Source organism: Streptomyces sp. NPDC093510 (genome assembly GCF_040683555.1).
In the GTDB taxonomy this organism is placed as follows: Bacteria; Actinomycetota; Actinomycetes; order Streptomycetales; family Streptomycetaceae; genus Streptomyces.
Genome location: NZ_JBFBEE010000010.1, coordinates 150,355 through 163,376, shown reverse-complemented (window position 1 = coordinate 163,376; position 13,022 = coordinate 150,355). Strand labels below are relative to the sequence as shown.

15 protein-coding genes are annotated in these 13,022 nt (G+C 72.1%); 11 read left to right on the top strand and 4 right to left on the bottom strand.

Translation table 11 applies throughout. From position 1 onward, the window contains the following. The first annotated feature begins 2 nt into the window (after positions 1-2). On the top strand, positions 3-539 hold the full coding sequence (locus tag AB0N81_RS18035; RefSeq protein WP_365359260.1) for a universal stress protein: 537 nt from the start codon (positions 3-5) through the stop codon (positions 537-539). 60 nt (positions 540-599) lie between these two features. On the opposite strand, the gene AB0N81_RS18030 is transcribed toward AB0N81_RS18035, so the two are convergent. Further along, positions 600-1,415 carry an IclR family transcriptional regulator gene (locus AB0N81_RS18030; protein ID WP_365359258.1) on the bottom strand — a complete coding sequence of 272 codons (816 nt, stop codon included), beginning with the start codon at positions 1,413-1,415 and terminating at the stop codon, positions 600-602. A gap of 338 nt (positions 1,416-1,753) precedes the next feature. Between AB0N81_RS18030 and allB the strand changes: the two genes are divergently transcribed. The 3 genes from allB (at position 1,754) to AB0N81_RS18015 (ending at position 4,636) form a co-directional block, all read left to right on the top strand. After that, entirely contained in the window at positions 1,754-3,127 is a 1,374-nt protein-coding gene (gene allB / locus AB0N81_RS18025; RefSeq protein WP_365359255.1) for an allantoinase AllB, read from the top strand. A gap of 3 nt (positions 3,128-3,130) precedes the next feature. Beyond that, the gene (alc, locus tag AB0N81_RS18020) at positions 3,131-4,261 is read left to right on the top strand and encodes an allantoicase (protein ID WP_365359253.1); all 1,131 of its coding nucleotides are present in this window, start codon (positions 3,131-3,133) and stop codon (positions 4,259-4,261) included. A 195-nt stretch (positions 4,262-4,456) separates the two neighbouring features. Next, positions 4,457-4,636, top strand: coding sequence for a hypothetical protein (locus tag AB0N81_RS18015; RefSeq protein WP_365359251.1), 180 nt, complete (start codon positions 4,457-4,459; stop codon positions 4,634-4,636). Positions 4,637-4,683: 47 nt separating this feature from the next. Here the strand turns inward: AB0N81_RS18015 and AB0N81_RS18010 are convergent, their stop codons facing one another. Then, positions 4,684-5,424 (bottom strand): SDR family oxidoreductase, encoded by a 741-nt coding sequence (locus AB0N81_RS18010; protein ID WP_365359249.1) that lies wholly within the window; start codon positions 5,422-5,424, stop codon positions 4,684-4,686. Between the two features lie 234 nt (positions 5,425-5,658). On the opposite strand from AB0N81_RS18010, the gene AB0N81_RS18005 reads away from it, so the two are divergent. After that, positions 5,659-6,267, top strand: a complete 609-nt coding sequence (locus AB0N81_RS18005; protein WP_365359247.1) for a dihydrofolate reductase family protein — start codon at positions 5,659-5,661, stop codon at positions 6,265-6,267. A 150-nt stretch (positions 6,268-6,417) separates the two neighbouring features. Then, on the top strand, positions 6,418-6,840 hold the full coding sequence (locus tag AB0N81_RS18000; RefSeq protein ID WP_365359245.1) for a ribonuclease domain-containing protein: 423 nt from the start codon (positions 6,418-6,420) through the stop codon (positions 6,838-6,840). A 1-nt stretch (position 6,841) separates the two neighbouring features. On the opposite strand, the gene AB0N81_RS17995 is transcribed toward AB0N81_RS18000, so the two are convergent. Further along, complete coding sequence (locus tag AB0N81_RS17995; RefSeq protein ID WP_365359504.1) at positions 6,842-7,048, bottom strand: hypothetical protein; 207 nt, start codon at positions 7,046-7,048, stop codon at positions 6,842-6,844. A 167-nt stretch (positions 7,049-7,215) separates the two neighbouring features. On the opposite strand from AB0N81_RS17995, the gene AB0N81_RS17990 reads away from it, so the two are divergent. The 4 genes from AB0N81_RS17990 (at position 7,216) to AB0N81_RS17975 (ending at position 10,952) form a co-directional block, all read left to right on the top strand. Further along, positions 7,216-8,517: a sensor histidine kinase gene (locus AB0N81_RS17990; RefSeq protein WP_365359243.1), complete on the top strand. Its 1,302-nt coding sequence runs from the start codon at positions 7,216-7,218 to the stop codon at positions 8,515-8,517. Further along, entirely contained in the window at positions 8,514-9,203 is a 690-nt protein-coding gene (locus AB0N81_RS17985; RefSeq protein WP_365359241.1) for a response regulator transcription factor, read from the top strand. The genes AB0N81_RS17990 and AB0N81_RS17985 overlap by 4 nt, the downstream gene beginning before the upstream one ends. Before the next feature lie 60 nt (positions 9,204-9,263). Continuing rightward, positions 9,264-10,469: a cytochrome P450 gene (locus tag AB0N81_RS17980; RefSeq protein WP_365359503.1), complete on the top strand. Its 1,206-nt coding sequence runs from the start codon at positions 9,264-9,266 to the stop codon at positions 10,467-10,469. A gap of 90 nt (positions 10,470-10,559) precedes the next feature. Next, positions 10,560-10,952: a PaaI family thioesterase gene (locus AB0N81_RS17975; protein WP_365359501.1), complete on the top strand. Its 393-nt coding sequence runs from the start codon at positions 10,560-10,562 to the stop codon at positions 10,950-10,952. A gap of 60 nt (positions 10,953-11,012) precedes the next feature. Here AB0N81_RS17975 and AB0N81_RS17970 read toward each other — a convergent pair whose 3' ends face one another. Further along, entirely contained in the window at positions 11,013-12,032 is a 1,020-nt protein-coding gene (locus AB0N81_RS17970; RefSeq protein ID WP_365359239.1) for a Gfo/Idh/MocA family oxidoreductase, read from the bottom strand. Between the two features lie 154 nt (positions 12,033-12,186). Here AB0N81_RS17970 and AB0N81_RS17965 point away from each other — a divergent pair, with 154 nt between their 5' ends. Continuing rightward, positions 12,187-12,924: a GntR family transcriptional regulator gene (locus tag AB0N81_RS17965; RefSeq protein WP_365359499.1), complete on the top strand. Its 738-nt coding sequence runs from the start codon at positions 12,187-12,189 to the stop codon at positions 12,922-12,924. The last annotated feature ends 98 nt before the right edge of the window (positions 12,925-13,022 follow it).

Sequence of the window (13,022 nt, the reverse complement as noted above, 5' to 3'; positions counted from 1 at the left end):
CGATGGTGGCATGGCCGGGGACCGCCGGTGCGGCGGGTCGTGTCGTGGCGGGTCGCGTCGTGGTGGGGGTCAGCGGTTCGCTCGCGAGCCTCGCGGCGCTGCGGGCCGGTGCGGAGCAGGCCCGGCGCGGGGGCCGCGTGCTGGTCGCGGTGATGGCCTGGGAGCCGCCGGAGGGGGAGGCGCTCTACCTGCGCCACCCGGACCGCGCGTGGGCCCGGCACTGGGAGGCGGCGGCGCGGGCCCGCCTGGACCGCGCCTTCGATGAGGTCTTCGGCGGTACGCCGCCCGGCGTGGCGACCGAACGCCGGGTGGTCAGGGCCCGCCCCGGTCACGCCCTGTGCGACCTCGCCACGCACCCCGACGACCTCCTGGTCCTCGGTGTGGGTCCCCGCAGGCACCGCACGACCCGGACGCACCGCTACGTCCGCGCCCACGCCCCGTGCGCCGTCCTCACGGTCCGACCCCCCACGCCTCCGAGGCGCCTGCGCCGCACCCTCCGCAACCTGACCCCGCAGGACTTCACGCTGGCCTCACGCTGACTCGCGGGCCCCAAAAGGGCACAGGGGACACTTCTGAGGGCCCCGAGCTCCGCCCAGGGCTCAGGAGCCGGCTCCCGCGTTGACCAGGGCCGAGGACAGCTCCACGGCCACCTGCTGAAGCACCGGCACGATCTTGTCCGTGGCCGCCTCCGTCACGCGGCCCGCGGGGCCGGAGATGGAGATCGCCGCCGCCGTGGGGGAGTTGGGCACCGGCACGGCGAGGCACCGTACGCCGATCTCCTGTTCGTTGTCGTCCACCGCGTACCCCGTGCGGCGCACGACCTCCAGCGCGTCGAGGAACCCCTCGGGCGTGGTGATCGTCTTCTCCGTGGCGGCCGGCATCCCGGTGCGGGCGAGCAGCGCCCGGACCTCCTCCGGCGGCGTGTGCGCGAGCAGCGCCTTGCCCACGCCCGTGGAGTGCGGCAGCACCCGCCGGCCGACCTCGGTGAACATCCGCATGGAGTGCTTGGACGGCACCTGCGCGACGTACACGATCTCGTCGCCGTCGAGCAGTGCCATGTTCGCCGTCTCGCCGGTCTCCTCGACGAGGCGGGCGAGGTAGGGCCGCGCCCACGTGCCGAGCAGCCGCGACGCGGACTCGCCGAGGCGGATCAGGCGCGGGCCGAGGGAGTAGCGGCGGTTGGCCTGCTGGCGCACGTACCCGCAGGCGACCAGCGTGCGCATGAGGCGGTGGATCGTGGGCAGCGGCAGGCCGCTGCTGGCGGACAGTTCGCTGAGGCCGACCTCGCCCCCCGCGTCCGCCATCCGCTCGAGCAGATCGAAGGCGCGCTCGAGGGACTGGACGCCACCGCTCGCGGCGGGGCTCTTGGAGGCGGCGGTTTCAGCAGGGGCGTCGCTGGCGCTTGACGTCGGCACGGCGCGTTCCTTTCGGTGCTGGCGGGCAAGGAAGCAGCCTACCGGTCGGTTGTTCACGAGGACTCTTGCTCGGCCTGCCGTCGCCGCCGGTCAGGGGGCGTTTGTCCGTGTCTTCGCGGGGTTGTCCCGCGATCCCTCGGCGCTTTCGTTGTGTGTAGCTACGTTCTGGCAAGTGGAATCCTAATTCCACTCTGTGGAAACGTCCAGTGCGGAGGCGTCCGCGAAAGCCCACCCTTGACGCCGTCGGCCCGAGCGTGAAAACTCCTTCAACAGAACGTTGAATTCCGTTAAGCGGAAACAAAAGGTCTGTGTAGCGGAACAGAAGAGAGGGGACGCGGGTGTCCGAGAAGGACGTGGACGTGGACGCGACGGCGGGTGCGGACGTGGAGCTGGTGCTCCGCTCGACCCGTGTCGTCACCCCGGAAGGTACCCGGGCCGCCTCGGTCGCCGTCTCCGGCGGCAGGATCGTGGCCGTCGGGGCGTACGACGCCGAAGTGCCGGAGGGCGCGCGCCTGGAGGACTTCGGGGACGACGCCCTGCTGCCCGGCCTGGTCGACACGCACGTCCACGTGAACGATCCGGGCCGCACGGAGTGGGAGGGCTTCTGGACCGCCACCCGCGCCGCGGCCGCAGGCGGCATCACCACCCTCGTCGACATGCCGCTCAACTCCCTGCCGCCGACGACGACGGTGGACAACCTGCGCACCAAGCAGGACGTCGCCCGCCCCAAGGCGCACATCGACGTCGGCTTCTGGGGCGGCGCCCTCCCCGACAACGTCCAGGACCTCAAGCCGCTGCACGACGCGGGCGTCTACGGCTTCAAGTGCTTCCTCTCGCCCTCGGGCGTGGATGAGTTCCCCGAGCTCGACCAGGACCAGCTCACCGCCTCCATGGCCGAGATCGCCGGCTTCGGCGGACTCCTCATCGTCCACGCCGAGGACCCGCACGAGCTGGACGCCGCCCCGCACAAGAGCGGCCCCAAGTACGCGGACTACCTCCAGACCCGGCCCCGCATCTCCGAGGACACCGCGATCGAGGGCCTCATCGCCGTCGCCAAGCGGATCGGCGCCCGCGTGCACGTCCTGCACCTGTCCTCCTCCGACGCGCTGCCGCTCGTCGCCGCCGCCAAGCGCGAGGGTGTCCGGCTGACCGTCGAGACCTGCCCGCACTACCTCACCCTGACCGCCGAGGAAGTCCCGGACGGCGCCAGCGAGTTCAAGTGCTGCCCGCCCATCCGCGAGGCCGGCAACCAGGACCTGCTGTGGGAGGCGCTCGCGGACGGCACCATCGACTGCGTCGTCACGGACCACTCACCCTCCACCGCCGACCTGAAGACCGACGACTTCGCGACCGCGTGGGGCGGCATCTCCGGCCTCCAGCTGAGCCTGCCCGCCGTGTGGACCGAGGCCAGGAAGCGCGGTCACTCCCTCGACGACGTGGTGCGCTGGATGTCGACGCGCACCGCGCAGCTGGTCGGACTCGACCGGAAGGGCGCCATCGAGGCGGGCCGCGACGCCGACTTCGCGGTCCTCGCGCCCGACGAGACCTTCACCGTGGATCCCGCGGAGCTCCAGCACCGGAACCGAGTCACGGCGTACGCGGGCAAGACCCTCAGCGGCGTCGTGAGGTCCACCTGGCTGCGCGGCGAACGCATCCTGCACGGCGGCGAGTTCAGCGAACCCGCGGGCCGACTTCTGGAAAGGAACAACTGAACGATGACGGCGCAGCACATATCTTCTCCGGCGCACTTCACCGGCGACGCCAGCCCCTACGGCGGCGGCGAGCCCTACGCCGACTACCGCACGGCCGATTTCCCCTTCACCCAGTACGCCAACCTCGCCGACCGGCAGCTCGGCGCAGGTGTCATCGCCGCCAACGACGAGTTCTTCGCGATGCGCGAGAACCTGCTGCTCGCCCACCCCGCCGTGTTCGACCCCGAGCACTTCGGCCACAAGGGCAAGGTCATGGACGGCTGGGAGACCCGCCGCCGGCGCGGTGTGTCCGGTGAGCACCCGTGGCCCACCGAGGACGACCACGACTGGGCGCTCGTGCGGCTCGGCGCGCCCGGCATCGTACGCGGCATCGTCATCGACACCGCCCACTTCCGCGGCAACTACCCGCAGGCCGTCTCCGTGGAGGGCACGAGCGTCGACGGTTCGCCGACGCCCGAGGAGCTCTGCGGCGACGACGTGAAGTGGATGACCCTCGTCCCGCGCACGCCCGTCGGCGGCCACGCGGCCAACGGCTTCGCCGTCGACGTCGAGCAGCGCTTCACGCACCTGCGCGTCAACCAGCACCCGGACGGCGGCATCGCCCGCCTCCGCGTCTACGGCGAGGTCGTCGCCGACCCCAAGTGGCTCGCCGCGCTCGGCACGTTCGACGTCGTCGCCCTGGAGAACGGCGGCCAGGTCGAGGACGCCTCCGACCGCTTCTACTCCCCGGCCACCAACACCATCCAGCCGGGCCGCTCCCGCAAGATGGACGACGGCTGGGAGACCCGCCGCCGCCGCGACACCGGCAACGACTGGATCCGCTACCGGCTCGTCCAGCAGTCGGAGATCCGCGCCGTCGAGATCGACACGGCCTACCTCAAGGGCAACTCGGCGGGCTGGGCGTCCCTCTCGGTACGTGACGGCGAGACGGGGGAGTGGACCGAGGCGCTGCCCCGCACCCGCCTCCAGCCCGACACCAACCACCGCTTCGTCCTGGACGCGCCGGTCGTCGGCACGCACGTCCGCATCGACATCTTCCCGGACGGCGGCATCTCCCGCCTGCGCCTGTTCGGTTCGCTGACCGAGAGCGGCGCGGCCAAGCTGGCCGCCCGCCACCAGGAGCTGGGCGGCTGATCCGCCCCCGCAGAACGTGGGGCGCACCGGGTGGACAGCCCCGGTGCGCCCGACACCCATGGGACCCGGAGCTCCACGGGTTCCGGACCGACGCGCGTGCCTACTTGGCCGCCTTCCCGGATTCCGGGACGCGCTTCCCGAGGGGGCCCGGGCCTTCGCGTCCGAGGCCGGGCATTACGACCACACGAGCGCGCGGTGCGTCAAGGACCTGGAACTCGCCGGCATCGCCCTGCCCACCGGATCGAGTACACCGGCGTCACGCACTTCTCGGTCGACTACGAAGCGTCCATCGACTGGATGGAGGCCATCACCGTCCTGCTGGCCGAAGCCCTGCCCCACGAGGAAGGCGTCGTGCACCGCGCTGCGCCGACCTGACGGCGACATGGGTGGCCACCCCGTAAGCCGTGCTCCCGGCCCCGGGTCTAGGCCGCGTGACCGCCGTCCACCGACAGCTCCGTGCCCGTGATGTACGCGGCGTCGTCGCCGGCGAGATAGCCGACCAGGGACGCCACCTCGTCGGCGGAGCCGAAGCGGCCGAGGGCCGTCATGGCGCTCTGGCCGTCGGCGAAGGGGCCGTCCACCGGGTTCATGTCGGTGTCGATCGGACCCGGCTGCACCAGGTTTGCCGTGATGCGGCGCCCGCCCAACTCCCGTGCCAGCGCCTTGTTGAGGCCGATCAGCGCGGCCTTGCTCGTCGCGTAGAGGGTGCCGCCGGGGCCCGGGACCCGCTGCGCCATGCAGCTGCCGATGGTGATGATCCGGCCGCCGTCGCGGAGCCGGGCGGCCGCCGCCTGGGATGCCAGGAAGACCCCTCGTACGTTGACCGCCATGACCCGGTCGATATCGGCGAGCGTCAGATCGCCGACGGGTCCGAGCACACCGATCCCCGCGTTGTTCACCAGGATGTCCAGGCCGCCCAGGTCGTCGGCCGCGCGGTCGACCGCGCCCGCCGCGTCCCCGGCGTCCGCCGCGTCCGCACGCAGGGCGATACCGCGGCGCCCCATCGACTCGATCTTCGCGACGACCTCCTGGGCGGCGCCCTCGTCCCGTACGTAGGTGATCGCCACGTCGGCGCCCGCCTCGGCCAGGCGCAGCGCGATCGCCGCACCCATGCCGCGGCTGCCGCCGGTGACCAGAGCCGTCCTGCCGGTGAGAGTAGACATGTCCGTACCTCTTCCGCGTACTTCGTCACTTCGTCACTTCAGTGCTGACTGCCAGAAGTGCTTGCGTGTTCAATGAAAGCCGCCGAGGCGGATGAGGGCTGGCGGTCATCGGACACGCATCTCCGCGGGCGCGGGCGGCCGATGACTTCCTGGCGGCCGCGGAGTCTGAGTGGGTGGGAGACGGCCCCCCGGGACCGTCGCAGCGAAGACCCGAGAAGAAGGAAGGTGCTCGCCATGAAGCTCACACTCACCCAGTTCGTCACCCTCGACGGCGTCATGCAGGCCCCGGGCGGCCCGGACGAGGACCGCAGCGGCGGTTTCGAGCACGGCGGCTGGTCGGTGCCCTACGGCGACGAGGACTTCGGTTCCTTTGTCAACGAGGTCTTCGACCAGGTCGACGCCTTCCTGCTCGGCAGGGTCACGTACGAGATCTTCGCCGGGTACTGGCCCAGGATGACGGACCCCGACGACCCGGTGGCCTCGCGGCTCAACTCCCTGCCCAAGTACGTCGCCAGCACCACCCTGACCGGCGCGGACTGGCAGGGCACCCGGATCATCGGCCGCGACGACCTGGTCAAGGACGTCACCGCGCTCAAGGAGCAGCCGGGCCGCGAGCTGCAGATGCACGGCAGCGGCGGCCTCGCCCGTTCCCTGATGGCGCACGACCTGATCGACACCCTGCACCTCCTGACGTTCCCGGTCGCCCTCGGCACCGGCAAACGCCTCTTCGCGGACGGCACTCTCCCCACCGCTTTCCGGCACACGCGCTCACGTACGACGTCCAGGGGAGTCGTCATCAGCACGTACGAGCGAGAGGGGCGTCCTGAGTACGGCAGTTACTAGGAACGGATGCCATGTGTCGGCGGGGTGGCCCGTGGCGGTGGAGTGGCCCATGGCGGTGGAGTGGCCGGGCGGCGGCGGATGGTTAACTCCCGGAAAACTTCACAGACTTGACGTTGACACGCCAACCTCTACGCGCGTCACACTGGACCCATGCGAATCCCCCCACGAAGCCGATTCCTCGGCGCCACCGCCCTTGCCGCCGCCCTCCTCCTCGGCGGCCCCGTCGCGGCCACCGCGAGCGCCGCGCCGGCCGCACCCGTCGCCTCGGCCGCGTACTCCACCGCCGCGGTCGGCGAGATCTGTTACTCCGCCCTGCCCTCCCAGGCGCACGACACCCTCGACCTGATCGAGGCGGGCGGCCCCTACCCGTTCCCGCAGGACGGCACCGTCTTCCAGAACCGCGAGGGTGAGCTGCCGCAGCAGAGCTCCGGCTATTACCACGAGTACACGGTCATCACGCCGGGCTCCGACGACCGCGGCGCCCGCCGCATCGTCACCGGCGAGAAGAGCCAGGAGGACTACTACACCGCCGACCACTACGCCTCGTTCGACCTGGTCGACCACGGCTGCTGAGTCACTCCGGCCGCGGACTCCGCACGGCGGCGAACAGCGCGCAGGCCAGCACGGTCAGCGCCACGCTCGCATACGTCTCATAGCCGTCGAGGAAGCCGATGCGCTGCACCAGGCCCCACCCGTGCAGCTCGCCGGTGAGCCGGTGGACCAGGCCGACCGTGCCCTGGAACAGCAGGATCACACCGAGAAAATCCAGTAGCCGCTTCACATCCTTCATGGGGAAGATCCTCGGCCCGCGCCTTTCCCGCGGACATCCGCCGTGGGGCGAGGATCTTGCCCGTGCGACGGTCCGAAAGTCGTCGGCCGCGCGACTTTGGTGGACGATCACGGTCGAGCTCCGTCCGCGCCCGCCTGGGGTGCGTAGATTTGTCGACCATGAGCGGTACTGATCCCACGCGGCGGCCCGAGCCGGGCCCGGCGGCCGAACCCGCGCCCCGGCCCTTGGGCGTGCCCCCGAGCGGGCCCCTGGCCAGACGCCCGTGGACGCTGCCCTCCGCCATCGCCCGCGAGTTCGACCCGGGGCGCGCGGGGCGCCCGTCCCGGCGGACCGTGCGCGACTGGATCACCGACTTCAGCTGCTTCTCCGTCGCCGTCCTCATCGGGATGATCGGAGCCGACGCGGTCAGCGGCAACCCGCACGTCTCCCAGGGGGTCGCCGAGCTCGACCAGGTGATCGGCGCACTCGCCTGCGCCGCCGTCTGGCTGCGCAGGCGGTGGCCGTTCGGGCTCGCCCTCGCGATGGTGCCGGTCGGGGTGGCCTCCGACACGGCGGGCGGCGCCGCGGCGGTGGCCCTCTTCACCCTCGCCGTGCACCGGCCGTTCCGGTACGTCGCGTGGGTCGGCGGCGCCTCGGTCGCGGTGCTCCCGCTCACCTACTGGCTGCGCCCCGACGCCGACATGCCGTACGGGGTCGCCATCGCCTTCGGCGTCCTGCTGACCGTCGCGGTCGTCGGCTGGGGCATGTTCGTGCGCTCCCGCCGCGAGCTGCTGCTCAGCCTGCGCGACCGCGCCGTCCGCGCCGAGAACGAGGCCGCGCTCCGCGCCGAACAGGCCCAGCGGCTCGCCCGCGAGGACATCGCCCGCGAGATGCACGACGTCCTCGCCCACCGCCTCACCCTGCTCAGCGTGCACGCGGGGGCCCTGGAGTTCCGCCCGGACGCGCCCCGCGCGGAGATCGCCCGGGCGGCGGGCGTCATCCGGGAGAGCTCCCACGAGGCGCTGCAGGACCTGCGCCAGGTCATCGGCGTCCTGCGCGGCGGCGACGCCGACGCCTCGGGCCGCCCGCAGCCCACCCTCGCCGCCCTGGAGACCCTGGTCGCCGAGTCCCGCGAGGCGGGCATGAAGGTCGTCATCGACAACCGCGTCACCGACCCCGAAGCCGTGCCCGCCGCCCTCGGCCGCACCGCCTACCGCATCGCCCAGGAAGGCCTGACCAACGCCCGCAAACACGCCCCCGGCTCCGAGGTGACCGTGACCGTCGAAGGCACCCCCGGCGAGGGTCTGACCCTGTCCGTACGCAACCCCGCGCCGCCCGGCGACGTACCCGATGTGCCCGGCTCGGGGCAGGGCCTGATCGGTCTCGCCGAGCGGGCGTCCCTCGCGGGCGGCAGGCTCGCCCACGCACCCGGCCCCGACGGCGGTTTCCACCTGGAGGCCTGGCTACCGTGGGCGTCATGAAACCGATCAGGCTGCTGCTCGTCGACGACGATCCGCTGGTGCGCGCCGGGCTCTCCTTCATGCTCGGCGGCGCGGACGACATCGAGATCGTGGGCGAGGCGGGCGACGGCACCGAGGTCGCCCCGCTGGTCGGCGAAGTCCGCCCGGACGTCGTCCTGATGGACATCCGCATGCCCACGATGGACGGCCTCGCCGCCACGGAGGCCCTGCGCAGACGTCCCGGCGCCCCCGAGGTCATCGTCCTCACCACGTTCCACGCCGACGAGCAGGTGCTGCGGGCCCTGCGCGCCGGAGCGGCGGGATTCGTCCTCAAGGACACCGCACCCGCCGAGATCGTCGCCGCGGTGCGCGCGGTGGCCGCCGGGGAACCGGTGCTCTCACCGACCGTGACCCGGCAGCTCATCACCCAGGTGACCGGCGTCGACCCGCAACTGGACCGCAGACGACGGGCGCTGGACCGGCTGGACACGCTGGGGGAGCGGGAGCGGGAGGTGGCCGTCGCGGTCGGCCGCGGCGGGTCCAACGCGGACATCGCGGCCCAGCTGTTCCTGAGCATCGCCACGGTCAAGGCACACGTCTCGCGCATCCTCACCAAGCTGGACCTCAACAACCGGGTGCAGATCGCGCTGCTGGCACACGACGCCGGACTCCTCGACGGCGATCTCCCGGGAAAGGACAGGTTCTGACGGGGAACTGATCGCCGAGACCGGCACGTTGAGCGGATGAGCACCCTGGAGGAGAACCGCATGGCGGAGAGCATCGACCTGGCGACGTACGGCGAGCGGTTCAGAGAGGACCCCCACTCCGTGTACGCGGAGCTGCGCGCCCTCGGACCCGTCCACCGCGTCCGCCTGCCACCTCCGGAAGACATCGGCGACACATATCTCGTCGTCGGGTACGAAGAGTGCAGGGCCGCGCTCACCGACCCCCGCTTCGCCAAGTCCGCGGCGACCGCCGACTTCGCCTTCCACGAGGAGGAGCTGATCGGCTCGCATCTGCTCATCGCCGATCCGCCCCACCACACCCGCCTGCGCAAGCTCGTCACCCGCGAGTTCACCGCGCGCCGTGTGGAGGCCCTGCGGCCCTACATCCAGCGAATAACCGACGACCTCCTCGACGCGATGCTCACCGGTGGCGGCACGGCACGGACCCGCCGCGCCGATCTCCTCGAAGCGCTGGCCTTCCCGCTCCCCATCACCGTCATCTGCGAGCTCCTCGGCGTCCCCGACATCGACCGCACCGCCTTCCGCCGCATGTCGAACGGCGTCGTGGCGTCGCCCACCCAGGAGGCCGAGCGCGCCTCCTTCGTGGAACTCGCCGGATATCTGGAGGAGCTGGTCGACGACAAGTGCCGCTCCGCGCCCGGCGACGACCTGCTGAGCGCGCTGATCCGCACCACGGGCGACGAGGACGGTGACCGTCTCTCACCCGCCGAGCTGCGCGCCATGGCCTTCGTGCTGCTGATCGCCGGACACGAGACGACGGTCAACCTGATCGCCAACGCCGTGCACGCCCTCTTCACCCACCCCGACCAACTCGCCGCCCTGCGCGCCGACATGAGCCTCCTGGACGGCGCGATCGAGGAGGCGCTGCGCTTCGAGGGACCGGTGGAGTGCGCGACGTACCGCTTCGCCACCGAACCCACCGAGCTGGGCGGCATCGTCATCCCGGCAGGCGCCGTCGTGCGGATCGGGCTCGCCGCGGCCGACCGGGACCCCGCACGCTTCCCCGAGCCCGACCGCTTCGACATCCGCCGCGCCCCGCAGGGCCACGTCGCCTTCGGGCACGGCCTGCACTACTGCCTGGGCGCCCCGCTGGCCCGGATCGAGGCGAAGGTCGCGCTCGGCTCGCTTCTGGAGCGCTGCCCCGACCTCGCCCCGGACGGGCCGCCGGGGGAGTGGCTGCCGGGGACACTGATCAGGGGGATGCGGCGGCTTCCCGTGCGGTGGTAGTAGTCGGTCATGACCGAGACCTCGCCCGCGCCGCCACCCGACGAGCCACCGCCCGCCGACCCGTCACCGCCCGACCCCATCGACCTCGGCATGGCCCAGAAGGTCCTGGACGCCCAGCCGTTCAGCCGCCTCGTCCGGGCCCGCGTCACGCTGTTCGGCGAGGGCGCGGCCACGCTGGAGATCGGCATCCGCGAGGAACTGCACCAGCAGAACGGCTTCGTGCACGGCGGCGTGCTCGCCTACGCGGCGGACAACAGCATCACGTTCGCCGCCGGCACCACCCTTGGCCCCGCCGTGCTGACCACGGGCTTCTCCATCCAGTACGTACGTCCCGCGACCGGCGTCACGCTCGTCGCCCGCGCCGTCGTCGCCCACTCGGGCCGCCGCCAGGCGGTGGTGCGCTGCGAGTTGTTCACCGTCGGCGGCGAGGGCGGGGAGACGCTGTGCGCGATCGCGCAGGGGACGGTGCTCTCGACGGCCTGAATCTCGACGGCCTGAATCTTGACGGCCTGAAGGGGGCACGCGGGCCCACTTCAGGCGCCCCTATCCCTGCGCCCCGTCCAACTCCGTGATCTCCGCCATCCGCACCAACCGCCGCTCCCGCCGCGACAGTTCGCACGCCTCCGCGATCCGCAGCGCGTGCAGCGCCTCACGGCCGTCGCAGGGGTTCGCCCGCTCGCCCCGCACAACCTCGACGAAGGCCGCGAGCTCCGCCTCGTACGCGGGTGCGAAGCGCTCCAAGAAGCCGGGCCAGGGCTTGACCGGCGCGGGCGGGCCCGCCGGTTCCGCCGAGGTGAGGGGCGTGCGCTCGTCCATGCCGACCGCCAACTGGTCACGTTCCCCGGCCAGTTCCATGCGTACGTCGTAGCCCGCGCCGTTGCAGCGCGTCGCGGTGGCCGTGGCGAGCGTGCCGTCGTCGAGAGTGAGCACCGCGGTCGCCGTGTCGACGTCACCCGCCTCGCGGAACATCGCGGGGCCCGCGTCGGAGCCGGTCGCGTACACCTCCGTGACCTCGTGCCCCGTCACCCAGCGCAGGATGTCGAAGTCGTGGACCAGGCAGTCGCGGTAGAGGCCACCGGAGAGCGGCAGGTACGCGGCCGGGGGCGGCCCGGGGTCCGAGGTGATCGCCCGCACGGTGTGCAGCCGTCCGAGTCGGCCCGCGCGCACCGCCTCGCGGGCCGCCGCGTACCCCGCGTCGAAGCGCCGCTGGAAGCCGAGCTGCAGCTCCGTACCCGCGGCCTCGACCTCGGCGAGGGCGGCCAGCGTGCCCGGCAGGTCGAGGGCGATGGGCTTCTCGCAGAACACCGGGAGACCGGCCCGTGCCGCCCTGCCGATGAGCTCGGCGTGCGCCGAGGTCGCCGCGGTGATCACCAAGGCGTCGATCCCGGCGGCGAAGATCTCGTCGGCCGAGGGCACCGCGGTCGCTCCGGTCCGCGCCGCGAGATCGGCCGCCCTCGCGGCATCCATGTCGGCGATCACCAGGGACGTCACGTCGGGATGACGGACGAGGACGGCCGAGTGAAAGGTGCCGATACGGCCCGTTCCGATCAGTCCGATGCGCATGGTCCCACCCTCGCGACGCCGGACCGCCCTGTCAATCCTTTGTCCGGACAACAGAACTTAAGAACTTCCCGTCATCATCTCCTGGGACTACGCTCGCCCCGTGTCCAAACCAGTCGCCAAAGCAGCTCAGGACAAGCCGGTCCAGGACCCCACGGTGGACCTCCGGCTCGGCGTCGACCGCAGCAGCCCCGTCCCGCTCTACTTCCAGCTGGCCCAGCAGCTCGAAGCGGCGATCGAACGCGGCGCCCTGACCCCGGGCAGCCTCCTCGGCAACGAGATCGAGCTCGCCGGACGCCTCGGCCTGTCCCGGCCCACCGTCCGCCAGGCCATCCAGTCCCTCGTCGACAAGGGCCTGCTCGTCCGGCGCCGCGGCGTCGGCACGCAGGTCGTGCACAGCCAGGTCAAGCGCCCCCTGGAGCTCAGCAGCCTCTACGACGACCTGGAGGCCGCCGGACAGCGCCCCGAGACCCGTGTCCTGCGCAACGCCCTGGAGCCCGCGACCGCCGAGGTCGCGGCGGCGCTCGGGATCGCCGAGGGCGGCGAGGTGCACGTCGTCGAGCGGCTCCGGCTCGCGCACGGCGAACCCATGGCGCACCTCTGCAACCACCTGCCCACCGGCCTCCTCGACCTCGACAGCGCGCGCCTGGAGGCCACCGGCCTCTACCGCCTCATGCGTACCGCCGGCCACACCCTGCACAGCGCTCGTCAGTCCGTCGGGGCCCGCGCGGCCACCGCGGAGGAGGGCGGACTGCTCGCCGAGCCGGCCGGCGCCCCGCTGCTCACGATGCGGCGCACCACCTTCGACGACACGGGCCGCGCGGTCGAGTTCGGCTCGCACGTCTACCGCGCCTCGCGCTACTCCTTCGAGTTCCAGCTCCTCGTACGACCGTAGGCCCCCAGGCCGCGTCAGAATGTTCTGACAAATCCATTGACGCTCGCGCGCACCCACCGCTAGAACTCCCCCAGCCGCACCGAGGCGGCCGGGAGAAG